The organism is Pelomonas caseinilytica (assembly GCF_021353235.1).
Lineage (GTDB): Bacteria > Pseudomonadota > Gammaproteobacteria > Burkholderiales > Burkholderiaceae_C > Pelomonas > Pelomonas caseinilytica.
In genome coordinates this window covers 82423-106170 of record NZ_JAJTWT010000004.1, presented here as the reverse complement: position 1 = coordinate 106170, position 23748 = coordinate 82423, and the positions used below count along the sequence as shown (strand labels likewise).

15 protein-coding genes are annotated in these 23748 nt (G+C 70.4%); all 15 read left to right on the top strand.

Features of this window, described 5'->3' with window-relative positions; translation table 11 throughout:
- The first annotated feature begins 69 nt into the window (after nt 1-69).
- The 15 genes from LXT12_RS11100 (at nt 70) to LXT12_RS11030 (ending at nt 23747) form a co-directional block, all read left to right on the top strand.
- Nucleotides 70-1134 (top strand): branched-chain amino acid ABC transporter permease, encoded by a 1065-nt coding sequence (locus LXT12_RS11100; protein ID WP_233391995.1) that lies wholly within the window; start codon nt 70-72, stop codon nt 1132-1134.
- Between the two features lie 35 nt (nt 1135-1169).
- Entirely contained in the window at nt 1170-2483 is a 1314-nt protein-coding gene (locus tag LXT12_RS11095) for an ABC transporter substrate-binding protein (protein WP_233391994.1), read from the top strand.
- Between the two features lie 639 nt (nt 2484-3122).
- Nucleotides 3123-3929, top strand: a complete 807-nt coding sequence (locus LXT12_RS11090) for an ABC transporter ATP-binding protein (RefSeq protein WP_233391992.1) — start codon at nt 3123-3125, stop codon at nt 3927-3929.
- A 45-nt stretch (nt 3930-3974) separates the two neighbouring features.
- Complete coding sequence (locus LXT12_RS11085) at nt 3975-4274, top strand: hypothetical protein (protein WP_233391990.1); 300 nt, start codon at nt 3975-3977, stop codon at nt 4272-4274.
- A 65-nt stretch (nt 4275-4339) separates the two neighbouring features.
- Nucleotides 4340-5518, top strand: a complete 1179-nt coding sequence (locus LXT12_RS11080) for a phenylacetate--CoA ligase family protein (protein ID WP_233392561.1) — start codon at nt 4340-4342, stop codon at nt 5516-5518.
- A gap of 211 nt (nt 5519-5729) precedes the next feature.
- Nucleotides 5730-7076 (top strand): GH1 family beta-glucosidase, encoded by a 1347-nt coding sequence (locus tag LXT12_RS11075; protein WP_233391988.1) that lies wholly within the window; start codon nt 5730-5732, stop codon nt 7074-7076.
- 4 nt (nt 7077-7080) lie between these two features.
- The gene (locus LXT12_RS11070) at nt 7081-8103 is read left to right on the top strand and encodes a LacI family DNA-binding transcriptional regulator (RefSeq protein ID WP_233391986.1); all 1023 of its coding nucleotides are present in this window, start codon (nt 7081-7083) and stop codon (nt 8101-8103) included.
- Between the two features lie 28 nt (nt 8104-8131).
- Nucleotides 8132-11059 carry a TonB-dependent receptor gene (locus tag LXT12_RS11065; RefSeq protein ID WP_233391985.1) on the top strand — a complete coding sequence of 976 codons (2928 nt, stop codon included), beginning with the start codon at nt 8132-8134 and terminating at the stop codon, nt 11057-11059.
- Between the two features lie 419 nt (nt 11060-11478).
- Nucleotides 11479-13020, top strand: coding sequence for a glucoamylase family protein (locus LXT12_RS11060; RefSeq protein ID WP_233391983.1), 1542 nt, complete (start codon nt 11479-11481; stop codon nt 13018-13020).
- A 13-nt stretch (nt 13021-13033) separates the two neighbouring features.
- Entirely contained in the window at nt 13034-14344 is a 1311-nt protein-coding gene (locus LXT12_RS11055; RefSeq protein WP_233391981.1) for a sugar ABC transporter substrate-binding protein, read from the top strand.
- The gene (locus LXT12_RS11050; RefSeq protein WP_233391979.1) at nt 14341-15237 is read left to right on the top strand and encodes a carbohydrate ABC transporter permease; all 897 of its coding nucleotides are present in this window, start codon (nt 14341-14343) and stop codon (nt 15235-15237) included. Before LXT12_RS11055 ends, LXT12_RS11050 begins: the two co-directional genes overlap by 4 nt.
- Nucleotides 15234-16040: a carbohydrate ABC transporter permease gene (locus tag LXT12_RS11045; RefSeq protein ID WP_233391977.1), complete on the top strand. Its 807-nt coding sequence runs from the start codon at nt 15234-15236 to the stop codon at nt 16038-16040. Before LXT12_RS11050 ends, LXT12_RS11045 begins: the two co-directional genes overlap by 4 nt.
- A gap of 725 nt (nt 16041-16765) precedes the next feature.
- The gene (locus LXT12_RS11040) at nt 16766-19741 is read left to right on the top strand and encodes a glucosidase family protein (RefSeq protein WP_233391975.1); all 2976 of its coding nucleotides are present in this window, start codon (nt 16766-16768) and stop codon (nt 19739-19741) included.
- The gene (locus LXT12_RS11035; protein ID WP_233391973.1) at nt 19738-20457 is read left to right on the top strand and encodes a carboxylesterase family protein; all 720 of its coding nucleotides are present in this window, start codon (nt 19738-19740) and stop codon (nt 20455-20457) included. The genes LXT12_RS11040 and LXT12_RS11035 overlap by 4 nt, the downstream gene beginning before the upstream one ends.
- Nucleotides 20458-20459: 2 nt before the next feature.
- Nucleotides 20460-23747 carry a GH36-type glycosyl hydrolase domain-containing protein gene (locus tag LXT12_RS11030; RefSeq protein WP_233391971.1) on the top strand — a complete coding sequence of 1096 codons (3288 nt, stop codon included), beginning with the start codon at nt 20460-20462 and terminating at the stop codon, nt 23745-23747.
- The last annotated feature ends 1 nt before the right edge of the window (nt 23748 follow it).

The following is a 23748-nucleotide window of genomic DNA, read 5'->3' as shown; positions in this document are numbered from 1 at the left end:
CCAATGTCCGGCCTCTCTGTGTCTCTGTGCCTCTGTGGCTTCGTTTCTTCCTCATCCGGGGGCTGAGCGATGCTCTACCGCGAAAACGGCCAGTTCAAGACCAGCTACCCGGCGGACAGCCAGATCCTGCCCATCCGGCAGGACCGCATCGCCATGGGCCTGCTGCTGGCGGCCGCCTTCATCCTCGTCCCGATGGCGAGCAGCGAATACCTGCTGCGCGCGGTCTTCGTGCCCTTCCTCATCCTGTCCCTGGCCGCCCTCGGCCTGAACGTGCTGGTGGGCTACTGCGGCCAGATCTCGCTGGGCTCCGGCGCCTTCATGGCCGTGGGCGCCTATGTGGCCTACAACTGCCAGGCGCGCTTCGAGGGCATGCCCCTCATCGTCGCGCTGCTGGCCGGCGGCCTGGGTGCCACGGTGCTGGGCGTGGCCTTCGGCCTGCCGTCGCTGCGCATCAAGGGCCTGTACCTGGCGGTGGCCACGCTCGCGGCGCAGTTCTTCGTCGACTGGGCCTGCCTGCGGCTGAAGTGGGTCACCAACGACTCGACCTCAGGCTCGGTCAGCGTCGCCGATCTGCACATCGGCAGCCTCAGCCTTGAGTCTCCGCAGGCGCGCTACCTGCTGTGCCTGGCCTTCGTCGTCGTCTTCGCGCTGGCCACCAAGAACCTCGTGCGCGGCCACATCGGCCGCTCCTGGATGGCCATGCGCGACATGGACGTGGCCGCCAGCGTCATCGGCATCCGGCCCATGCAGGCCAAGCTCAGCGCCTTCGCGGTGTCGAGCTTCATCATCGGCGTGGCCGGCGCGCTGTGGGGCTTCGTGCACCTGGGCTCCTGGGAGCCGGCGGCCTTCGGCATCAACCGCAGCTTCGACCTGCTCTTCATGGTCATCATCGGCGGCCTGGGCTCCATCTCGGGAGCCTTCTTCGGCGCGGCCTTCATCGTCGTGCTGCCCCTGGTGCTGGACAAGCTGCCCTACTGGACGGGCATGCCCATGGACACCGCCACGGCCTCCCACCTGGCCTTGATGATCTTCGGCGCGTTGATCGTCTTCTTCCTCATCAAGGAGCCACACGGCCTCGCGCGACTCTGGGCCACGGCCAAGGAGAAGCTGCGCCTGTGGCCCTTCCCTCACTGACCCCGACACACCACGACGACGACAGGAGACAGTCCATGAAGACCTTCATCGCATGCGCGGCGCTGGCCGCACTGCAGCTGGTGGCCCCGGCCGCCCAGGCTCAGGCCAAGGAACAGTTCTTCCCGCTACTGGTCTATCGCACGGGGCCCTACTCGCCCAATGGCACGCCATGGGCCAACGGCAAGCAGGACTACATCAAGCTCATCAACGCCCGCGACGGCGGCGTCAACGGCGTGAAGCTGACCTTCGAGGAGTGCGAGACCGGCTATGCCACCGACAAGGGCGTGGAGTGCTACGAGCGCCTCAAGGGCAAGGGCGCCAGCCTCTTCGATCCCCAGGCCACGGGCATCACCTTCGCGCTGACCGACAAGGTGCCGCACGACAAGATCCCGCTGATCACGCTGGGTTACGGCCTCTCGGCCTCGGCCGACGGCGGCGTGTTCGCCTGGAACTTCCCGCTGATGGGCAGCTACTGGACCGCGGCCGACGTCCTCATCCAGCACCTGGGCAAGAAGGAAGGCGGCCTGGACAAGCTCAAGGGCAAGAAGATCGCCCTCGTCTACCACGACAGCCCCTTCGGCAAGGAGCCCATCCCGCTGCTTGAAGAGCGGCAGAAGATGCACGGCTTCGAGCTCATCAAGATCCCCGTGACGGCACCGGGCGTGGAGCAGAAGTCCGCCTGGCTGGAAGTGCGCAAGCAGCGCCCCGACTACGTGCTGCTGTGGGGGTGGGGCGTCATGAACTCCACGGCCCTGAAGGAGGCCCAGGCCACCGGCTACCCGCGCGACAAGATGTACGGCGTCTGGTGGTCGGGCGCCGAGCCCGACGTGAAGGACGTGGGCGAGGGCGCCAAGGGCTACAACGCCCTCGCCCTCAACACCTCGGGCCAGTCGCCCAAGGTCATCCAGGACATCCTCAAGTACGTGCACGGCAAGGGCCAGGGCACGGGGCCGAAGGAGGAAGTCGGCTCCGTGCTGTACACGCGTGGCGTGGTCATCCAGGCGCTGGCGGTCGAGGCCGTGCGGCGTGCCCAGGAGCGCTTCGGCAAAGGCAAGGTCATGACGGGCGAGCAGGTGCGCTGGGGCCTGGAGAACCTGGCGCTCGACGAAAAGAAGCTCGCCGCCCTGGGCCTCACCGGCGTGATCCGGCCCATCAGCACCAGCTGCTTCGACCACCAGGGCTCCACCTCGGTGCGGGTGCACACCTGGGACGGCAAGCAGTGGAACTTCTCCTCGGACTGGTACCAGGCGGACGAGGCGCTGCTCAAGCCGATGGTGAAGGCGGCGGCGGACAAGTACGCGGCTGAGAAGAAGCTGACTCGCCGCACGTCGGCGGAATGCCAAAGTTGAGGGACGCTTGAGCGGCTTTGGGTTTATAGCGAAGTCCAGCCGGGAGCTCGCCCCGGCGGGCGACCTACTTTCTTGTGTCGACAAGAAAGTAGGCAAAGAAACGACCCCTGCAAAACCGCCCACCCTGCGGGTGGGTCCCCTGCGATGCTCGCAACCCAGGGCTCGCGCAGAACTCGCTTCGCTACGCTCCGCTCAGACAACTGCGCGAAGCCAGTTGTTGAAGCGCGCTGCGCGCGCGCCCTGGGTTGCTGCGCTTCTCGGCGGTTTAGAAGGGGAGAGCCCCAACAGCCACAACAGCCAACAGCCAAACGCCACATCCCTTCGGTCGTGGCTGTTCCTTCACACCCCCCTGGAGCCCGCCGAGCAGCGGAAGGTCTCGAAGGCGCGCGCGCAGCGCGCTTCAAGATCTGACTCCGCGCAACTGTTTGACCGGAGCGTAGCGGAGGGAGTTTTGCGCGGGCCTTCGAGGCCTGAGCCGCGCAGGGCAGCCCGAAGGGCCGGGCGGATCGGGGGGCGACTTTTGCCTACTTTTGGTCGCTCAAAAGTAGGTCGCCCGCCGGGGCGAATTCCCGGCACGGTGCACCGAGCAAACCGGCTCACAGCAAAAGCTCCCAACACCTGCAAGGAGCGCAGTCACCCATGACAGCCCCCCTCCTGAACGTCAACGGCATCGAGGTCATCTACAACCACGTCATCCTCGTCCTCAAGGGCGTGTCCCTGCAGGTCAGGGAAGGCAGTGTCGTGGCCCTGCTTGGCGGCAACGGCGCCGGCAAGACGACCACGCTGCGCGCCGTGTCCAACCTGCTCGAGGGCGAGCGCGGCGAAGTGACCAAGGGCAGCATCGAGCTGCGCGGCGAGCGCATCGAGAAGCTGTCCACCTCGGCCATGGTGGAGCGCGGCGTCGTGCAGGTGATGGAGGGGCGCCACTGCTTCGCCCACCTCACCATCGAGGAGAACCTCATGACCGGCGCCTACACCCGCAAGGACGGGCGCGCGGCCGTGGCCGCCACGCTGGAGAAGGTCTACGCCTACTTCCCCCGTCTCAAGACCCGCCGCGCCAGCCAGGCGGCCTACACCTCGGGCGGCGAACAACAGATGTGCGCCATCGGCCGGGCGCTGATGGCCAACCCGAAGATGGTGCTGCTGGACGAGCCGTCCATGGGCCTGGCGCCGCAGATCGTCGAGGAGGTGTTCGAGATCGTGCGCGACCTCAACGCCAAGGAGAAGACGACCTTCCTGCTCGCCGAGCAGAACACCAACATGGCGCTGCGCTATGCCGACTACGGCTACATCCTCGAGAACGGCCGCATCGTCATGGACGGCGCCGCCGCCGAGTTGCGCGAGAACGAGGACGTGAAGGAGTTCTACCTCGGCGTCGGCGGCGAAGGACGGCGCAGCTTCAAGGACGTGAAGAGCTACAAGCGCCGCAAGCGCTGGCTGGCATGACCTGCGCTGCACGCCGCTGCGCGGGGCAGGCGAAGGAGAGTTTGGATGAGTGACGACAGCTGGGACATCGCGCCGCCGCCCTTCAATGCGGACGCGGCGCTGCAGACCATGAAGCGCTTCGCGCGCGACCAGCGCGTGCTGGCCGAGCGCAGCGAGGGCTGGATGCTGGGCGCCGACGTCGTGCTCAGGTTGGCGATGGACGGCGCCACGGTCAAGGTCCAGCTCGCCAGGCGCCCCGCGCGCACCCCCGAGTGGGACGCCTTCACGCTGAGGTCGGCGACCGAGCTGCGCAAGGTGCAGGACGAGATCAAGCGCCGGCTCACCCGCTGGAAGGACGACGAGTGAACACCACCGGCGAAACCCTCGATGCGCTGGAGACGCGCGACCCCGCCGTGCGCGAGGCCGCGCTGATGGCCGCGCTGCCGGCACAGATCGCCCACGCCCAGGCCAGCAGCCCGGCCTACATGGCGCTGCTGGCCGGCGTCGATGCCGCGGCCGTTACCTCCCGAGAGGCCCTCGCGGCCTTGCCGCTGACGCGCAAGAGCAGCCTCGCCGCGGCCCAGGCCGCACGCCGCGCCCTGCGCCTGGGCGGTTATGCGGCGGGCGCGCCGCGGCGCATCTTCCAGTCTCCCGGCCCGCTCTACGAACCCGAGCCGGAGCACGAGGGCAGCGACCCCTGGCGCATCGCCCGTGCCCTGCACGCCGCGGGCATCCGCGCCGGGCAGCTGGCCCACGTCGGCTTCAGCTACCACCTGACGCCGGCCGGCGCCATGATGGAAGCCGGCCTGAGCGCCATCGGCGCGGCCAGCTTCCCTGGCGGCGTCGGCAACACCGAACTGCAGCTGCAGGCCCTGATCGACCTGCAGCCCGAGGCCTATGCCGGCACGCCCAGCCTGCTGCGCATCCTCCTCGAAAAGGCGGCCGAGGCGGGCGTGACCCTGCCGCTGCTGAAGCGGGCCCTGGTCAGCGGCGAGGCCTGCCCGCCGGCCCTGGTGGCGTGGTTCGCCGAACGCGGCGTGGATGCCTACCAGTGCTATGCCACGGCCGACCTCGGCCTGATCGCCTACCAGACCCGTGCCAGGGAAGGGCTCGTCGTCGACGAGGGCGTCATCGTCGAGATCGTCAGGCCAGGGTCGGGCGACCCGCTGCCGGATGGCGAGGTCGGCGAGGTCGTGGTCACGACGCTGTCGCGGGGCTATCCGCTGATCCGCTTCGCCACCGGCGACTTGTCGGCCGTGCTGCCTGGCGCCAGCCCCTGCGGGCGCACCAACCAGCGGCTGCGCGGCTGGCTGGGCCGGGCCGACCAGTCCGCCAAGGTGCGCGGCATGTTCGTGCACGCCGGTCAGGTGGCCGAGGTCCTCGCGCGCTGCGGCCAGCGCGGGCGGGCGCGCCTCGTCGTCGACGGCGAACTGGCCAACGACAGCATGTGCCTGCAACTCGAGGTGGCCGAGCCGGCGCCAGGCCTGACGGAACAACTGCAGGCCGCGCTGCGCGACTGCACCAAGCTGCGCGGCGAGGTGGAGCTGATGGCGCCGGGCAGCCTGCCCAACGACGGCCGTGTCATCGAGGACCGGCGGCCCGTCGGCTGAGCCGGGATATCCGGCTCCAACCTCCGCATCCGTCCTGCGGCCCTTCATGCAACGTGCCCCGGCCCGCCCGGGCGGCACGGCTGTCGCGCCGAATCCTCACGCCGGGTAAACCCGTCATTGACGTCTGCAGCTCTTCCACGGAACAATCCATGTAAACGTTTACATGACTTGAGCAGCAGACCGGCCCGCGAGAGCGCAGCCGGCATCACGGATGAGACAACCGTTCCCGCCCGGCTTCCTTTGGGGCTGTGCGACTTCCGCTTACCAGATCGAGGGCTCGCCCCTGGCCGATGGCGCCGGCGCGAGCAACTGGCATCGCTTCGTGCGCACGCCGGGCCGCGTGCTCGGCGGCGACACCGGCGATGTCGCCTGCGACCACTACCGCCGCATGAAGGACGACGTCGCCCTGATGCGCGACCTCGGCCTCACGGCCTACCGCTTCAGCATCGCCTGGGGCCGCGTGCTGCCCGAGGGACGCGGCAAGGTCAACGCGGCGGGGCTCGGCTTCTACGAGCGCCTGGTCGACGAACTGCTGGCCGCCGGCATCCAACCCATGGCCACGCTCTACCACTGGGACCTGCCCGTCGCGCTGGATGACCGCGGCGGCTGGCTCAGCCCCGACATGCCCGGCTGGTTCGCCGACTACGCCCAGGTCTGCTTCAAGGCGCTGGACGACCGGGTCCAGCGCTGGACGACGCTCAACGAGCCCTGGGTGGTGGCCGACGGCGGCTACATGCACGGCGTCCTCGCGCCCGGCCACAGGAGCGCCTTCGAAGCGGCCATCGTGGCCCACCGCTTGATGCAGGCCCATGCGGCCGGCGTGCGGGCTTACCGTGCGGTCGGGCGGCACCAGATTGGCCTGGTCGTCAACATCGAGCCCAAGCACCTGCCGCCCGACGCCACCGACGCCGACCGCCACGCCGCCCGCCTGGCCGACGCCTACATGAACCGGCAGTACCTCGACCCGGCCCTCCTCGGCCGCTACCCCGAGGAACTGCGCGAGGTCTTCGGCGAGGCCTGGCCCGACTGGCCGGCCGCGGAGGTCGAGGCGCTGAAGGTGCCCATCGACTTCCTCGGGCTCAACTACTACACCCGCGCCGTCGTCCGGCACGACCCCAAGGCCTGGCCGGTGCCCGTGGCGCCGCAGCGCCAGCCGGGTGGCATCTACACCGAGACCGGCTGGGAACTGCACCCGCAGAGCCTGGCCGACACCCTGGTCTGGATGCACGAGCGCTACGGCGGGCTGCCGCTGTACGTGACCGAGAACGGAGCGGCCTTCTACGACCCGCCGTCGGCCATCGACGGCCGCGTGGACGACCCGCTGCGCGTGCATTACCTGCGCACCCACATCGCCGCCGTGGCCGATGCCATCGCCCGCGGCGCCGACGTGCGGGGCTACTGCGCCTGGTCGCTGTTCGACAACCTCGAATGGGCGCTCGGCTTCGCCAAACGCTTCGGTCTCGTGCATGTGGACTTCCAGACACAGCAGCGCACGCCCAAGGCCAGTGCCCGCTACTACGCTCGCGTCATCGCCAGCCATGGCGCCCAACTCGAGTAGACGCATGAGCACCAGCCCCGCCACCATCAAGGACGTCGCCCGCGAGGCCGGCGTCTCGGTCGCCACCGTCTCGCGCGCCCTCAACGGCGCCGAGAACGTGCTGCCCCACACCCGCCAGCGCATCCTCGATGTCGCCCGGGAACTGCGTTATGCCCCCTCGGGCGCGGCGCGCAGCCTCATCACCCGGCGCACCGACACCGTCGGCGCCCTGCTGCCCGACCTGCACGGCGAGTTCTTCTCCGAACTGATCCGAGGCATCGACCAGGCGGCCCGCGCGCGCGGCCTGCACCTGCTGCTGTCCAGCTCCCACGACGACGTCCACGAGGCTGCCGCGGCCCTGCGTGCCATGAACGGGCGCGTCGACGGCCTCATCGTCATGTCGCCCCATGCCGACGACGACTTCCTGTCGCAGAACCTGCCGCCCACGCTGCCGGCGGTGCTGCTGAACTCGGGCGTGCAGGGGGCCCGCCAGCCGGTGTTCGCCGTCGACAACTTCGGCGGGGCGAGGGCCATGACCGAGCATCTCGTCGGGTCCGGCCGCAGGCGCATCGCCTTCCTCGGCGGTCCGGCCGGCAACTTCGAGGCGCAGGAGCGCCGCCGCGGCTATGAAGCGGGGCTGCCAGCGGGCAGCCGGCCCGTGCTGCTGTCGGGAGACTTCTCCGAGCAGAGCGGCTATGCCGCCGGAGCCGCCCTGGCGGCCTCGGCCGCGGGCGAGCGCCCGGATGCCCTCTTTTGCGCCAACGACATGATGGCCGTGGGCGCACTGCACGCCTTCGCGGACGCCGGGCTGCGCGTGCCCGACGACATCGCCCTGGCCGGGTTCGACGACATCCCGCTGGCGCGCTACATGCGTCCGGCCTTGAGCACCGTCAGGGTTCCCATCGCGGCCATGGGCACGAAGGCCCTGGACGCGCTGGCCGATGCCCTCGATGTGGGCGATCGCAGCCGTGCGTTGGCGCAGCCGCCCCGCACCGTGATCCCCGTTGAGCTGGTCGTGCGCGAGTCCTGCACGCAGAAATTTCCCTAGAGCGACTCATCCAAGAACAGGAGACGACATGAGCAGAACCAGAGATATCCGGTGCTTCCGCCACCATGCACTGGCCACGGCCATCGTGCTGGCGCTGGCCGGCACCGCCGCGCACGCCCAGATCACCGGCGCGACCGTCCGCGGCCAGATCACCACGGCCGGCGCCAAGGTGCCGGAGGGCACCGAGGTGGTCGCGGTCAACAAGGCCAACGGCAACACCTACCGCACGCGCACGCTCGCCGACGGCACCTATGTGCTGCTGGGCCTGAACCCCGGACCCTACGAGATCCGCGTCGGCGGCGCGAGCAAGGGCAGCCCGGTCACGCTCTCGGTGGGCGAGAACGCCACGCTCGACCTCTCCAGCAGTTCCAACCAGCTCGACACCGTCGTCGTCAGCGGTACGGCCCAGCGCCAGGGCGTGCGCGACACGCAGGTCAGCACCCTCGTCTCCAACAAGATGATCGAGGCGCTGCCCCAGATCACGCGCAACTTCCTGTCCGCGGTCGACCTGGCCCCGGGCGCCCGCTTCGAGACCGGCAGCGACGGCAGCACCCGCATCCGCGGCGGCGCGCAGAACGAGGACAGCGTCAACGTCTTCATCGACGGCGTGGGCCGCAAGAACAACATCCTGCGCGGCGGCGTCATCGGCCAGCAGGAGAGCCAGGGCAACCCCTTCCCGCAGGGCGCCATCGCCGAGTACCGCGTGCTCACGCAGAACTACAAGGCCGAGTTCGACCAGCTCAGCTCGCTCGGTATCGCGGCCGTGACCAAGTCCGGCACGAACGAGTTCCACGGCGAGGCCTATGTCAACCGCACCGGCTCCAACTGGCGCGCCTACAGCCCCAAGGAGCGCGAGCGCGAGAACGCGGGCACGCCGCGGCCGTCGTTCACGCAGATCGAGGATGGCTTCTCGCTGGGCGGCCCGATCATGCAGGACAAGCTTCACTTCTTCCTGGCGTACGACGGCAAGTCCATCGAGCGGCCGCTGCAGGTGGTGGCCAAGAACATCGACAAATACCCCGGCAAGCCCGGCATCATCGGCCAGCTCGAAGCCCTGGCTGGCCCCTACACCCGCAAGTTCGACGAGCACCTGCTGTTCGGCAAGCTGTCGGCCCAGATCGATGACGAGCAGAAGCTCGACGTAAGCTTCACGGTGCGCGACGAGGATTCCACCAACCTCGAAAGCGTGGACGGCATCGCTGCCGCGAGCACCGCCAAGAACTCCAAGAACACCGAATCGCGCCTGGACGTGGCGCACGAGTGGTCGCGCGGCCCATGGCTGAACGAGGCCAAGTTCGGCGTCGCCAACTCGCGCTTCAATCCGCACTCGGACGCCACCTCGCCGTTGTTCCGCTACAAGTACTCGCCGTCCAACGAACTGCGCAACACGCAGGACATCATCTGGGACGGCGGCGCCCTCGACAAGCAGGACCGCAAGCAAGGCGAGACCTACCTCAAGGACGACCTCAGCTATACCGGCGTCAAGGGCCACGTCATCAAGGGCGGCGCGCAGCTCAAGTTCATGAAGTACCGCCTGGGTGGTACGCAGTACGGCGTGCCCGCGGTCAACGTCGTCGTCGACCAGACGACCGGCCAGCCCTACTACGCCAACGGCGTCTGCACGGGCACGAACCTGTCGTCCGACAAGCTGCAGAGCGACCAGTGCCAGATCACGCGCTCGGCCCAGCCCATCGACGTCAATTTCAACAACAAGCAGTTCGGCCTCTACCTGCAGGATGACTGGTCCGTCACCCGCCAGCTCGAGGTGTCCGTCGGTGCCCGCTGGGACTACGAGGACAACATGCTCAACAACAGCTACACGACGCCGGCGAACATCGTCACGGCGCTGCACGGGCTGGACGGGCGCACCATCGGCGGCATCACCGCGCCGGCCGGCCAGACCTACGCCCAGTCGCTGGCCAAGGGCGGTGTGAACATCGACGACTACATCGCCACGGGCAACTCGCGCAAGGCCTATAAGGGCGCACTCGCCCCGCGCCTGGGCTTCTCGTTCGACGCCATGGGCGACCGCAGCACCGTCATCTACGGCGGCTGGGGCCGCAGCTACGACCGCACGATGGCCAACCAGGCGCTGCAGGAGCTGCAGCACAACGCCCAGCCCAATGGCGAGATCTGGCTGATCAAGAACAACTACAAGATGCCGTTCGCCGACCAGATGAGCCTTGGCGTGCGCCAGGCCGTGGGCGAATGGAACGCCGACATCGCGCTGTCGCAGCAGCACGCCAAGAACCAGTTCATCTGGTTCAGCGGCAATCGCGACCCCAACGGCGGCTGGGGCACGCAAAGCTCCATCGACCCGTTGTGGGGCGGCCCGAGCGGCTATGGCAACCTGATCCTCGGCGACACCGTCGGCGAGATCAAGACGACCAGCCTGTTCGTCAAGCTCGACAAGCCGTACACCGCCGCCAGCGGCTGGAGCGCGACCGCGGCCTACACGCACGCCAAGGGCCGCACCACCAACAAGGACTGGAACACCGACATCTTCGACTGGATCTATGGCCGCAGCACGCACGGCTGGAACCCGTCGGTACTGACCGCCAAGGATCGCCTGGTGCTGGCCGGCTTCACCGACCGCCTGCCGTGGGGCATCGGCCTGTCGGGCAAGCTGACCTGGGACTCAGGCAACCCGCGTCGCATCACCAGCTGCGCTGCGGGCTGGGACAAGTGTGTGAACGTGGAAGGCAAGCCGGGCAACTTCAACCAGGTCGACATGGGCTTGTCCAAGGACTTCCGCGTCGGCCCGGGCTCGCTGCGCCTGCGCGCCGACGTGCTGAACCTGTTCAACCGCACCAACTGGGGCTACTACGACGACTGGGGCGGTGGCCCGGGCAACCCGCAGAACTACCTCGGCGGCGACAACCCGAACCTGGGTGCGCGCAACGACATCCGCGGTGACATGCGCACCTACAAGGTGACGCTCTCGTACGCCTTCTAAGGCGACACAGGCGGCGGCACTCGATGCATGTGCCGCTGCCAGCCCCCCGGGTCTTTCAGTGTGTCCGCCGAGTGTGGGCATTCGCGCGGTCGCCAATTGCGCGACGTCGGCGACTTGCCCACACCTGGACGGATACAGAGGTCGTGCGCGGCGTGCTGGCCCGCTGATGCACGATGCCAAGCCGATTGCCGGTGCTGTTCGATGTGCCCGACCGCCGGCTGAGGGCGCCTGGCCTGCATGTCACGGGATTGCAGCTCAGCGCCGGTGCGCTGAACCCGCGTGTTCGGCACACCACGGCCGAATGTGAGCGCGGCAAGAGCCAAGATCAGTTTTCCGAATCGTCAAGTGCGCCAATGACTGCTTCAAACCCGCGCAACCCTATTGAACTCCCCCTCAACGCACGCTGGAGTCGCCGCTCGGTGCTCGGAGGCCTCGCCGGCCTGGGCGTTGGCCTGGCTGGTGCCGGCCTGCCCGGCTGGGTCCTGGCCAAGGACGGCGGTGCGCGGCCCGACACCGCCGCCTTCCGCCTCGGCCTGCCCGGCCCGGACGACGACAGCGACCTGTCCCGGCGACTGCTGCAGGGCGGCAAGGCCAGCGACGCCGCGCTGCTGGCCGACCTCAAGCAGCGCACCTTCCGCTTCTTCTGGGAGACGGCCCATCCGGTCACCGGCCTGGTGCCGGACCGTTGGCCGGGCCATCCGCGCATGTGCAGCGTGGCCGGCGTGGGCATGGCGCTGTCGGCCTACATCTGCGGGCGCGAGGAGGGCTTCATCACCGAGGCGGAACTGCGCGAGCGCGTCGGCCGCACGCTGCAGACGCTGACCCGCCTGCCCCAGAACGACTCCGCCATGGAGGCCGCCGGCTACCGCGGCTTCTTCTACCACTTCATCGACATGGAGACCGGCCTGCGCTTCGCCCCGGGCGTGGAGCTGTCGTCCATCGACACCGGCCACCTGATGATGGGCGTGCTGCATGCCCAGGCCTACTTCGAGGCCCAGGGCGACGCCCAGGCCCGCGAGCTGGCCGCGCTGGCCGATGCCCTCTACCGGCGCGTCGAGTGGCCCTGGTTCGAGCGCCGCGTCGGCCTGCTCTGCATGGGCTGGGTGCCCGACAAGGGGTTCGCCCCCTTCATCGACTACCACGGCTACGACGAGGCCAGCTTCCTCTACCTGCTGGCCCTGGGTTCGCCCACCCACCCGGGCAGCGACGGCCTGTGGCAGGGCTACTGCTCGACCTACCGCTCGCACTGGGGTGAGATGCTGGGCCAGCGGCACCTGAGCGGCGCCTCCCACTTCTTCCACCAGTACAGCCAGAGCTGGCTGGACATGCGCGGCCTGCGCGACGGCTTCATGCGCAGCGTGCAGCGCGAGGCGCCGGGGCTGGACTACTTCGTCAACAGCCGGCGCGCCAGCCTGGTGCAGCAGCGCTACGCCATCTACAACCGCTACGGCTTCAAGGACTACGGCGCCACCGCCTGGGGCCTGACCGCCTGCGACGGCCCTGGCGACATGTATGGCACCGACTGGTCGGGCCGCAGCCGCAACTACTGGGCCTACCGCGCCCGCGGCGTGGGCATCTCCGAGACGTCGGACGACGGCACCCTCGCGCCCACCGCGGCCCTGGCCTCGCTGCCCTTCGCGCCCGAGATCGTGCTGCCCACGCTGCGCCACTATCACGAAGCCTTCGGCGACCAGATCTACCGCCGCTACGGCTTCCTGGACTCCTTCAACCGCAGCTTCCGCGGCGGCAACCGCGAGCTGGGCGACGGCCGCTACGTGCCCGACTGGGGCTGGGTGGCGTCCGACTACATCGCCATCGACCAAGGCCCCATCCTGATGATGATGGCCAATCACGAGCGCGACGGCGTGTGGCGCTGGATGCGCCGCAGCGGCCCGCTGCGCCACGGCCTGCTCCGTGCCGGGTTCCGGGGCGGCTGGCTCGACAAGGCCGCGCAGGCCTGACGCCATGGTGACCATGACGCCGCCGCCTTCCCCGCCAAGCCGTCGCGCCTGGCTGGGCACGGTCTCGCGCGCCGGGGCCGCGCTCGGCCTGGCCCCCTGGGTGGCGGGCTGCGGCTCCCGCACGGACACCACCCTGCGCTTCTGGGCCATGGGCCGCGAGAGCGAGGTCGTGGCCGAGCTGATGCCTGCCTTCGAGCGCGAGCACCCCGGCGTGCGCGTCAAGGTCGAGCAACTGCCCTGGACCGCTGCGCACGAGAAGCTGCTGACGGCCTTCGCCGGGGACGCCACGCCCGACCTCGCCCAGATGGGCAACAGCTGGCTGCCCGAGATGCATGCCCTGGGCGCATTGGAGCCGCTGGACCCCTGGCTGGCACGGACGCCCGAACTGCAGCCCGGCGACTACTTCGACGGCATCTGGGCCACCAACGCACCGGCCGGTCAGCGCGTGGGCCTGCCCTGGTACGTCGACACGCGGCTGCTCTTCGTGCGCCAGGACCTGCTGGCTCGCGCGGGCATTCCCCGCATGCCAGGCAACTGGGACGAGTGGCGAGCCGCCCTGGCCCGGCTGCGCGAGCGCGGCATGGACACGCCCATCCTGCTGCCCACCAACGAGTTCGAGCCGCTGCTGGCCCTGGCGCTGCAACAACCCTCCGAGGTGCTGCGCGATGGCGGGCGCTTCGGCAACTTCTCGTCGGCCGACTTCCGCCGGGCCCTGGGCTTCTACGTCGAGCGCTTCCGCCGCGGCGAGGCGCCGGGCCTCACCAACAACCAGATCTCCAACCTCTGGCAGGAGTTCGGCCGCGGTGCCTTCGCCTTCTACATCTCGGGGCCCTGGAACATCGGCGAGTTCAAGCGCCGCCTGCCGTCCGAACTGGCCAATGCCTGGACCACTGCCGAGCTGCCCGGCCCCGACGGCCCGGGCATGTCCATCGCCGGCGGTGCCAGTCTGGCCATGTTCCGGCGCTCGCGCCGCAAGCCCGAGGCCTGGGCGCTCATCAGCTACCTGAGCCGGCCCGAGGTGCAGCTGCAGTTCTACCGACTGACGGGCGACCTGCCGCCGCGGCGCAGCGTCTGGGCCATGCCGCTGGAAGGTGGCGGCACGCTGGCGCAGGACCGTCACGCCGCGGCCTTCCGCCGCCAGCTCGAACGCGTGCGCCCGGCGCCGGCGGTGCCCGAGTGGGAACGCATCGCCTGGGAGATGCAGTACGCCGCGGCCCGCGTCGTCGGCGGCCAGGAAGACGAGGACACCGCCGTGCGCCGCCTGGACGCCCAGGTCGACGGCATCCTCGAGAAACGGCGCTGGATGCTGGAGCGGCACCCATGAAGAAGCTCAGCCGTGAATCCCTCGCCGCCTGGGCCTTCGCCAGCCCGGCCCTCGTCGTCATCGCCCTGTTCTTCGGCGTTCCCGTGCTCGCCGGCCTGGCCCTGAGCCTGACGGATTTCGACATCTACGCCCTGGCCGACCCGCGCAACCTGCGCTGGCAGGGTCTCGGCAACTACGTCCACGTGCTCAGCCTGCCGCTGTTCTGGAAGGCCTTGGGCAACACGGCCTACTTCGTCGCCCTGGGCGTGCCCCTGTCCATCGGCGTGTCGCTGGCCGCGGCGGTGCTGCTGCAGAGCAAGCTGGTGCGCTTCAAGCCCGTGCTGCGCACGGCGCTGTTCGCCCCGGTCGTGACGACGCTGGTGGCTGTCGCCGTCATCTGGCGCTACCTCTTCCACGTCAAGTACGGCCTGGTCAACTACACGCTGCAGTCCCTGGGCATCGACCCCATCGACTGGCTCGGCGACCCGCGCTGGTCCATGCCCACCATCATCCTGTTCGCGGCGTGGAAGAACTTCGGCGGCAACATGATCATCTTCATCGCCGCCCTGCAGGCCGTGCCCCAGGACCTCTACGAAGCCGCGCGCCTGGACGGCGCCCGCAGCTGGAACCAGTTCCGCTACGTCACGCTGCCCGGCATCGGGCCGACGCTGCTGATGGTCGCCATCCTCACCACCGCCGGCTATTTCCAGCTCTTCGCCGAGCCCTATGTGATGACGCAGGGCGGCCCGCTGCAAAGCACGGTCAGCGTGCTCTACCTGATGTACGACGAGGGCTTCAAGTGGTGGAACCTGGGGCTGGCCTCGGCCGTGGCCTTCGTGCTCTTCGTCATCATCGTTGTGGTGAGCAAGGGGCTGATCGCCTTGCAGCGGCGGCTCACGGGGGCCGAGGCATGAAGCGCGTGTTCGTCAATGCCCTGCTGTGGGCCTTCGCAGCGCTGGCGGTGTTTCCGCTCGTCTGGATGGTCTGCGTGTCGCTGATGCCCTTGGGCAGCGCCTCCAGCCTGCCGCCGCCGGTGCTGCCCCAGCACCCCACGCTGGAGCACTACCGTCAGCTGCTCGGCGAAGGCGGGCTCAAGCGCGCCTTCGCCAACAGCCTGGGGCTGGCCGTCGTCAGCACGCTGGTCTCGGTCAGCTTCAACACCCTGGCCGGCTATGCCTTCGCCAAGCTGCGCTTCCGCCACCGCGAGCGCATCTTCGGCCTGCTGATAGCGGCCCTCGTCATCCCGGGCCAGGTCGCCATGCTGCCCCTGTTCCTGATGCTCAAGGGCATGGGGCTGGTGAACACCTGGGCCGGCGTGCTGATCCCGAGCATGGCCGGCATCTTCGGCATCTTCCTCGTGCGCCAGTACGCGCGCGGCGTGCCGGACGAGCTGCTGGAGGCCGCCCGGCTCGATGGCGCGGGCGAATGGCGCATCTTCTGGAACATCGTGCTGCCGACGCTCAAGCCGGTTCTGGTGACGCTGGCGGTGTTCGCCTTCCTCGGCAGCTGGAACGACTTCATGTGGCCCTTGATCGTGCTGACCGACGGGGAGATGCACACGCTGCCGGTGGCGCTGGCGGCGCTGTCGCGGGAGCACGTGCAGGACAGCGAGCTGATGATGGCGGGCGCGGTGATCACGGTGCTGCCGGTGCTGGCGCTCTTCGTGGCCTTGCAGCGCTATTACATGCAGGGGTTGTTGATGGGGAGTGTGAAGTGACCTCGGTGTTCGGGCTTGGCTCCACTTTGGAGTGGCGGGGGTTGTTTTTGCCAAGAGCCTTTCGACTCGGTGCACCGTGCCGGGAGTTCGCCCCGGCGGGCGACCTACTTTCTTGTGTCGACAAGAAAGTAGGCAAAGAAACGACCCCTGCAAAACCGCCCACCCGCGCAGCGGGTGGGTCCCCTGCGATGCTCGAACTCCGAGGCCAGCGCCAAACTCCCTTCGCTCACTGCGTTCGCTACGGTCAGACAGTGGCGCTGAGTCAGTTCTTGAAGCGCGCTACGCGCGCGCCTCGGAGTTCTGCGCTTCTCGGCGGTTTAGAAGGGGAGAGCCCGAACAGCCAACAGCCGAACAGCCAGGGCGCCTATCGCAGCGGCCGTGCCCCCGAGGTATTTCGTCTTACCCCCTTTAGCGCCGCCGAGGAACGGAAAGCCTTGAGGCGGCGTGCGCAGCACGCTTCACCTTCTGACTCCGCGCAAATGTCTGAGCGGAGCGTAGCGAAGCGAGTTTTGCGCGGTGCCTCAAGGCTTGAGTACCGCAGGGAACCCCGCCGCGAAGCGGTGGGGCGGCGCGGTCGGGGGGAGCTCTTTGCCTACTTTCTGGCGGGACAGAAAGTAGGTCGCCCGCCGGGGCGAACTCCCGGCACGGTGCACCGAACAACATGGCTCCAGGCCAAAGCAACCCGCATCCAGCAGTCCCCCGCCCACTAACCCCTCACTGATCCCATGACCGCGCCCCGCGCCCTCCTGGCCGCCACCCTTGCCGCCTGCACCCTGCTCACCCAGGCCGCCGTCCTCGACGACATGAAGGACGCCAGCCCCTGGAAGGCCTCCGCCTCCGACCAGGTCAAGGCCGCGCTGCGGCGTGACGCCCAGGACGGCAGCCTCTGCCTCGACTACGACTTCTCCGGCGTCTCGGGCTATGCCGTCATGCGCCGCGAGCTGCCGCTGGACTGGCCGCAGGACTTCGCGCTGTCCGTCCAGCTCAAGGGCCAGGGCCGCGGCAACGACGTGCAGCTCAAGCTCGTCGATGCCAGCGGCGACAACGTCTGGTGGGTTAACCGCCCGGCGCTCGCCCTGCCCGAGACCCTCACGGAGAGCCGCTTCAAGCGCCGCCACGTCGCCTTCGCCTGGGGCCCGGCCACCGACCGAACCTTGCGGCACAGCCAGTTCGTCGAGCTGGTCGTCGTGGCCGGCCAGCAGGGCGGCGGGGCAGGGCGCTTGTGCCTCGGCGCCCTGGCCATGGAGCCGCGCGAGCCGGCGCCCGCGAGCTGGCCCGAGCCCCGCCGCACCCTGGCCGGCGGCGAGATGACCCTGGACTTCCAGCGCCTGCGCGAGTTCAACGGCCTGTGGTTCGCCAACGGCGCAGCCACCCGCATCGAGGCCTCCGACGACAACCGGCGCTGGAAGCTGCTGTCGGCCCGCCCCGGCCGCGCGGTCTTCCTCGGCGAGCAGGAGTGGCGCTGGCTGCGGCTGCGCTACGCCGGGCGCAAGCCGCCCGAGGTGCAGCTGCGCGACGCGGCGCGATGGCCCGACCTCAATGCCGCCGTCGCCGAACTGGCCAAGTCGCTGCCACGCGGCGACCTGCCGCGCGCCTTCGTCGGCGAACAGAACTATTGGACCGTCGTGGGCGTCGACGGCGGAGCGCAGCGGTCGGGCCTCGTCAGCGAGGACGGCGCCATCGAACTGAGCCGCGGCGGCCCCAGCGTCGAGCCGGCGGTGCTCCTGGCCGACGGCCGCATGCTCACCTGGGCGCAGGCCCGCATCGAGCACAGCCTCGTCGAGCAGGCCCTGCCTGTCGTGCAGTGGCGGCATGCCGAGGCCGAGCTGCACATCGAGGCCGCGGCGGACGGCCCCGCGTCGGACCCGCAGCTGCTGGCGCGCTACACCCTGCGCAACCCCACGGGCCGGCCGCAGCGCTATGGCTTGCTGCTGACTCTGCGGCCCTGGCAGGTCAACCCGCCGCAGCAGTTCCTGTCCACGCAAGGTGGCGTCAGCCCGCTGCCGGCCCTGGGCTGGGCCGATGGGCGGCTCACCGCGGCCGGCCTCGGCATCGTGCCGCGCGAGACGCCGGCCGAGGTCCGCGCGGCACCGTTCGGAGCCGGTGCGGGCCTGGCCACCCTCCTGCAGGCACCGCCGCTGCAGGCCCTGGCAGACCCCGAGGCCCTGCCGTCGGCGCTGATGCGTTTCGACGTCGAGCTGGCGCCGGGCGAATCCCGCGGCATCGGCTGGGTGTCGGGCCGAGGCAGCCTGCAGGCGCGCGACCTCGACACCCGCCTGGCCGTGGCGGCGGCCGGCTGGCGCGACCGGTTGGGAGCCTTGAGCCTGCGCCTGCCACCCGAGGCGGCGCCTGTGGCCGACACCATGCGCAGCGCCCTGGCGCAGATCCTGATGTCCCGCGAGGGCCCGGCGCTGCGGCCCGGCACGCGCTCCTATGCCCGCTCCTGGGTGCGCGACGGCGCCATGATGGTGGCCGGCCTCCTGCGCATGGGCGAGACGCGCGCGGCGACGGAGTTCGTCGACTGGTTCGGCGGCCACATCTTCGAGTCAGGCAAGGTGCCGTGCTGCGTGGACCAGCGGGGTTCGGACCCCGTCGTCGAGAACGACAGCCACGGCGAATACCTCTTCGCCGTGGCGGAGCTCTGGCGCCACACGCAAGACCGTGCACTGCTGCAGCGCCACTGGCCGCAGGTGCAGCGTGTCGTGGCCTGGATGGAGGGCCTGCGCCAGAGCGAGCGCAAGCCCGGTGCCGACCCCAGGTTTTGGGGCCTGATGCCGCCCTCCATCAGCCACGAGGGCTACAGCGACAAGCCGGCGTATTCGTACTGGGACGACTTCTGGGCGCTGCGCGGCTACAAGGATGCGGTGCAGATGGCCGAGGCCCTGGGCGACGCCGCGACCGCCCGCCGCTGGGCGGTCTGGCGCGACGAGTTCGAGGCCGATCTCGCCGGCTCGGTCGTGGCCACGGCCAGGCACTACGGCATCGACCACGTCGCCGGCGCCGCCGACCGCGGGGACTTCGACGCCACGTCCACGACGATGGCCCTCAACCCCGCCCAGGCCGACAAGCTGCCGCCGGCCCTGCTGCGCGCCACCTTCGAGCGCTACTGGGCGCAGGCCCTGGCCCGCATCGAGGGCCGCAAGGCCTGGAAGGACTACACGCCCTACGAGCTGCGCAACGTCAGCGCCCTGGTGCGGCTGGGGCGGGTGGACGAAGCCCACCGGCTGCTGGCCTGGTTCTTCGGCCACCAGCGCCCGGCCGGATGGAACCAATGGGCCGAGGTCGTGCTGCCCGACGCCCGCGAGCCGCGCTTCCTCGGCGACATGCCGCATGCCTGGATCTCGTCGGACTACCTGCGCTCGGCGCTGGATCTTTTCGCCTATGAACGCGAGGCCGGCGGCAGCCTCGTGCTGGGCGCCGGCCTGCCTCTGCGATGGAAGCTGGCCGGCGACATCGGCGTGGCGGGGCTCTCCACGGCGTGGGGGCGTTTGGATTACCGTCTCGAACGCCGCGCCGCCGGCGGCTGGACCCTCTCCATCGACCGCCGGCCCGAACGGCTCGCCGGCGAGCTTCGCCTGGCCTGGCCCGGCGATGAAGCCCTGCCCCGCGCGAGCGCCGAAGGCCGCGAGCTGGCCTGGCAGGGGCGCGAGCTGCCGCTGCCGCCCGGCGTCGCCGCCGTCCAATTGGAGCCTCGCCGATGATCAACCGCCGCCAGCTGCTTGCCACCGTTCCACCCTTGCTGGGGGGCTGCGCCGCCCTGCCGCCCGTGCCTCCCGAGGGCCTGGCTGCCGGCGAGCAGCGGCCCTGGCGGCTCGGTGGCGAGCGCATGTGGGTGTGGCTGCCGCCCGACTACACGCGGCGCGCCGAGCGCTGGCCGCTGGTCGTCTTCCTGCACGGCTCGGGCGAGCGCGGCACCGAGCTCGACAAGGTCAAGGTACACGGCCCGCCGATGTGGGTGGCACGCGGCACGGCCTACCCCTGCCTCCTCGTCAGCCCGCAGTTGGAGGAGGGCGCCCGCTGGGAGCCCGAGCGCCTGCACCGCCTGCTGGGCGCCCTGCAGTCGCACCTGCACGCCGACCGCCGGCGCTGCGTGGCCACCGGCCTGAGCCTGGGCGGCCACGGCGTGTGGAACTGGGCCAGCGCCCATCCCGGCGACCTGGCCGCGATCGCGCCGGTCTGCGGCTATGGCGACCCCGCCGCGGTGGCCGCGATGCGCGGCGTGCCGGTGCGGGCCTATCACGGCGCCGTCGATCCCGTCGTGCCGCTGGCCCGCCAGCAGGCCTGCGTCGACGCGCTGCTGGCCGCGGGCGGGCGCGCTACGCTAACCATCTATCCCGGCGTCGGCCATGATGCCTGGACGCCGGCCTACCAAGATCCCGACCTCATGCCCTGGCTGCTCGCGCAGCACCGGACCTGACGATGACTGCCCAACTGATCCGTAACAAGGCCGGCCTCGGCGTCGAGCTGCTCTCCCATGGCGCCCTGCGCCGGCTGCTGCTCGCGCCGGGGCTGATGCTCAATCTCTTTCCCGGCAACGAGCTCGAAGGCGGGCCGGCCAACGTCTGGCTGCGCCGGCGCGACGCCGGCGGCGACTGGCGCGCCGTGCCGCTGCTTGGCCCGCGCTCGCCGCTGCAGGTCCATGCCGGCGACAACGCCTTCGAGATGCGCGGCGACTGGGAGGGCCTGGCCCTGCGCCTGTCGCTGCGCCTGGCGGCCGACGAGCCGACGCTCTTCTGGCATCTGCAGGCCGAGAACCGCGGCCAGGCGCCCTGCGAGCTCGCTCCCGTGCTCGTGCAGGACGTGGGCCTGGCCGACTACGCCACCGTGCGGACCAACGAGTTCTACGTCAGCCACTACATCGACCTCCAGCCGCTGCGGCACGCCACCCACGGCGTGCTGCTGGCCGCGCGCCAGAACCAGGCGCAGCGTGGCCGGCATCCCTGGCTGCTGGCCGGCTCGCTGCGGCGGGCCGTGTCCTTCGCGACGGATGCCGTGCAGGTGTGGGGCCATGCCGGCCGCGAGGGCCTCGGTCCGCAGGCGCTGGCGCCCGGCCTGCCGGGCCAGCGCCTGCAGCAGGAGCACGCCCTCGTCGCGTTGCAGGACGAGGCCGCCACGCTGGCCCCGGGCCAGGCGCTGGCCGCAGGCTTCTTCCTCAGCGTGCAGGCCCACCACCCCGAGGCCAGCGGCGACGCCGACCTGGCCCTGCTGTCCGCCCTGATGGCCATGCCCGAGGCGGCGCCCGGCCAGCCGCTGGACGAGCCCGGCCACGCCCCCGCGGCCAGCCTGTTCGCCGGAGCGCCGCAACTGGCCAGCCTCGACCTCGATGCCGACGCCCGGCAGCGGCTCTTCCCGGGCGAGCACCGGCACGAGGAATGGCAGGACGGGCGCCTGCTCAGCTTCTTCGCCGGCCCGGCCGGCCACGTCGTGCTACGTGCCAAGGAGCTGCTCGTGCAGCGCCCGCATGGCCACATCCTGCGCAGCGGCCAGCACCTTCTGCCCGACGAGGGCGCGCTGACCTCCACCTGCTGGATGGGCGGCATCTTCCATTCCATGCTGACCCAGGGGCATGTCAGCTTCAACCGCCTGCTGTCCACGCGGCGCAGCCTGCTCGGCCTCTTCCACACCGCGGGGCTGAGGCTGTTCGTGCGGGAGGAGGGCGGCGCTTGGCAGCTGCTGGGCCTGCCGTCCGCGTTCGAGATGCAGCCCCAGCGCTGCCGCTGGCTCTATGCCCATGCCGGCGGCCTCATCGAGGTCGTGGCCGAAGCCGGCGAGGCGCCCGATACCCAGACCCTCGCACTGCAAGTGCTGCAGGGCCCGCCGCTGGCGGTGCGTGCCTGCCTGCACCTGGCCCTCGGTGGCGACGATGGCGCGGCACCGCACAAGCCGGTCTGGGCCCACGGCGGCGACCGCCTGCGGCTGACGCCGCCCGAGGGCAGCGAGCTGGCCGAGCGGTTTCCCGGCGGCGGCTTCGAGATCGAGGCGCCCGGCCTGGCCATCGTCGGCGACGACGGCAGGCTCTTCGACGACGGCGTGAGCCGGGGTGAACCGGTCGTCTGCCTGGACTTCCTGCCGGCGGCGTCGTTCGCGCTGGCGCTGCGCGGCCGGCTGCTGCAGGTGGAGCCGCCGCCGGCCGAACCGCTGGCGCTGCCGCAGTGGCAGGGGGCGGAGCCGGCCCTGGGCCAGCTCGCCGACATCCTGCCCTGGTACGCCCATAACGCCCTGGTGCACTACCTGTCGCCGCGCGGCCTGGAGCAGTACACGGGTGGCGGCTGGGGCACGCGCGACGTCTGCCAGGGGCCGCTGGAGATGCTGCTCGCCCTCGGGCGCACGGCGCCCGTGCGCGACCTGCTGCTGCGCGTCTTCTCGGCCCAGAACGCCGATGGCGACTGGCCGCAGTGGTTCATGTTCTTCGAGCGCGAGCGCGGGATCCGCGCCGGTGACTCGCATGGCGACATCGTCTTCTGGCCACTGCTGGGCCTGGCGCAATACCTCATCGCCAGCGGCGACGCCGGCGTGCTGGACGAGGTGCTGCCTTTCCATGACGACGAGGCGGCACCCCTGTCGGCCCACGTCGAGCGCGCGCTCGGCCTCATCCGCCGCCGCGTCGTGCCCGGCACGGGCCTGGCCGCCTACTGGCACGGCGACTGGAACGACTCCCTGCAACCGGCCGACCCGGCGCTGCGTGAGCGCCTGTGCAGTGCCTGGACGGTGACCTTGCACCACCAGACGCTGCACACCCTGGCCGCGGCCTTCGCGCGCCTTGAGCGTGCCGACGCTGCCGCGGCCCTGGTGGCCGAAGCCGCCGGCGTGCGCGCCGAGTTCCAGCGCCTGCTGGTGCAGGACGACGTCGTCACCGGCTACGCCCTCTTCCCGGAGAGCGGCGAGCGCGAGCTCTGGATCCATCCGCAGGACACGCGCACCGGCCTGCGCTACAGCCTGCTGCCGATGATGCATGCCGTGCTGGACAGCCTGTTCACGCCCGAGCAGGCGCAACTGCAGGCCGCGCTGATCGAGCGCCACCTCAAGGGGCCGGACGGCGCCCGCCTCTTCGACGCGCCGCTGCCTTACCGCGGCGGGCCGTCGCGCCTCTTCCAGCGCGCCGAGACGAGCAGCTTCTTCGGCCGCGAGATCGGCATCATGTACATGCACGCGCACCTGCGTTACGCGCAGATGCTGGCCCACCTCGGCCACGCCGAAGCCTTCCTGCAGGCCCTGGCCCTGGCCCATCCGGTGGCGCTGCGCGACCGCGTGCCCAGCGCCAGCCCGCGCCAGGCCAACTGCTACTACTCCAGCAGCGACGCCGCCTTCGCCGACCGCTACGAGGCCCAGGCCCACTACGGCCGGGTGCTGGCCGGCGAGGTGGCCCTGGACGGCGGCTGGCGCATCTACTCCAGCGGCCCGGGCATCGCGCTGGGCCTGGTCATCGGCTCGCTGCTCGGCCTCAGGCTGGAGCACGACGCCCTGCTGCTCGACCCCGTCATGCCGGCGCGGCTCGATGGCCTGACCGTGCAGCTCGGGCTGGCCGACCTGCGCTTCGAGCTGACCTACCGCGTGGGCCCGAGGGGGCACGGCGTCGAACGCGTGAGCGACGAGGCCGGTGGCGAACTGCCCGGCGAACGGCGGCCTCACGCCTACCGCCTGGGCGCCCTGGCCCTGCCGCGGCCGGCACCGGGCGCGGTCTGCCGCTGGATCGTCGAGATCGGCTGAC

Coding starts and splice junctions, on each gene's coding strand:
- LXT12_RS11065 (WP_233391985.1), top strand. CDS start 8,132: ATGAGCAGAACCAGAGATATCCGGTGCTTCCGCCACCATGCACTGGCC.
- LXT12_RS11095 (WP_233391994.1), top strand. CDS start 1,170: ATGAAGACCTTCATCGCATGCGCGGCGCTGGCCGCACTGCAGCTGGTG.
- LXT12_RS11035 (WP_233391973.1), top strand. CDS start 19,738: ATGATCAACCGCCGCCAGCTGCTTGCCACCGTTCCACCCTTGCTGGGG.
- LXT12_RS11030 (WP_233391971.1), top strand. CDS start 20,460: ATGACTGCCCAACTGATCCGTAACAAGGCCGGCCTCGGCGTCGAGCTG.
- LXT12_RS11085 (WP_233391990.1), top strand. CDS start 3,975: ATGAGTGACGACAGCTGGGACATCGCGCCGCCGCCCTTCAATGCGGAC.
- LXT12_RS11080 (WP_233392561.1), top strand. CDS start 4,340: ATGGCCGCGCTGCCGGCACAGATCGCCCACGCCCAGGCCAGCAGCCCG.
- LXT12_RS11090 (WP_233391992.1), top strand. CDS start 3,123: ATGACAGCCCCCCTCCTGAACGTCAACGGCATCGAGGTCATCTACAAC.
- LXT12_RS11100 (WP_233391995.1), top strand. CDS start 70: ATGCTCTACCGCGAAAACGGCCAGTTCAAGACCAGCTACCCGGCGGAC.
- LXT12_RS11040 (WP_233391975.1), top strand. CDS start 16,766: ATGACCGCGCCCCGCGCCCTCCTGGCCGCCACCCTTGCCGCCTGCACC.
- LXT12_RS11070 (WP_233391986.1), top strand. CDS start 7,081: ATGAGCACCAGCCCCGCCACCATCAAGGACGTCGCCCGCGAGGCCGGC.
- LXT12_RS11050 (WP_233391979.1), top strand. CDS start 14,341: ATGAAGAAGCTCAGCCGTGAATCCCTCGCCGCCTGGGCCTTCGCCAGC.
- LXT12_RS11075 (WP_233391988.1), top strand. CDS start 5,730: ATGAGACAACCGTTCCCGCCCGGCTTCCTTTGGGGCTGTGCGACTTCC.
- LXT12_RS11045 (WP_233391977.1), top strand. CDS start 15,234: ATGAAGCGCGTGTTCGTCAATGCCCTGCTGTGGGCCTTCGCAGCGCTG.
- LXT12_RS11055 (WP_233391981.1), top strand. CDS start 13,034: ATGACGCCGCCGCCTTCCCCGCCAAGCCGTCGCGCCTGGCTGGGCACG.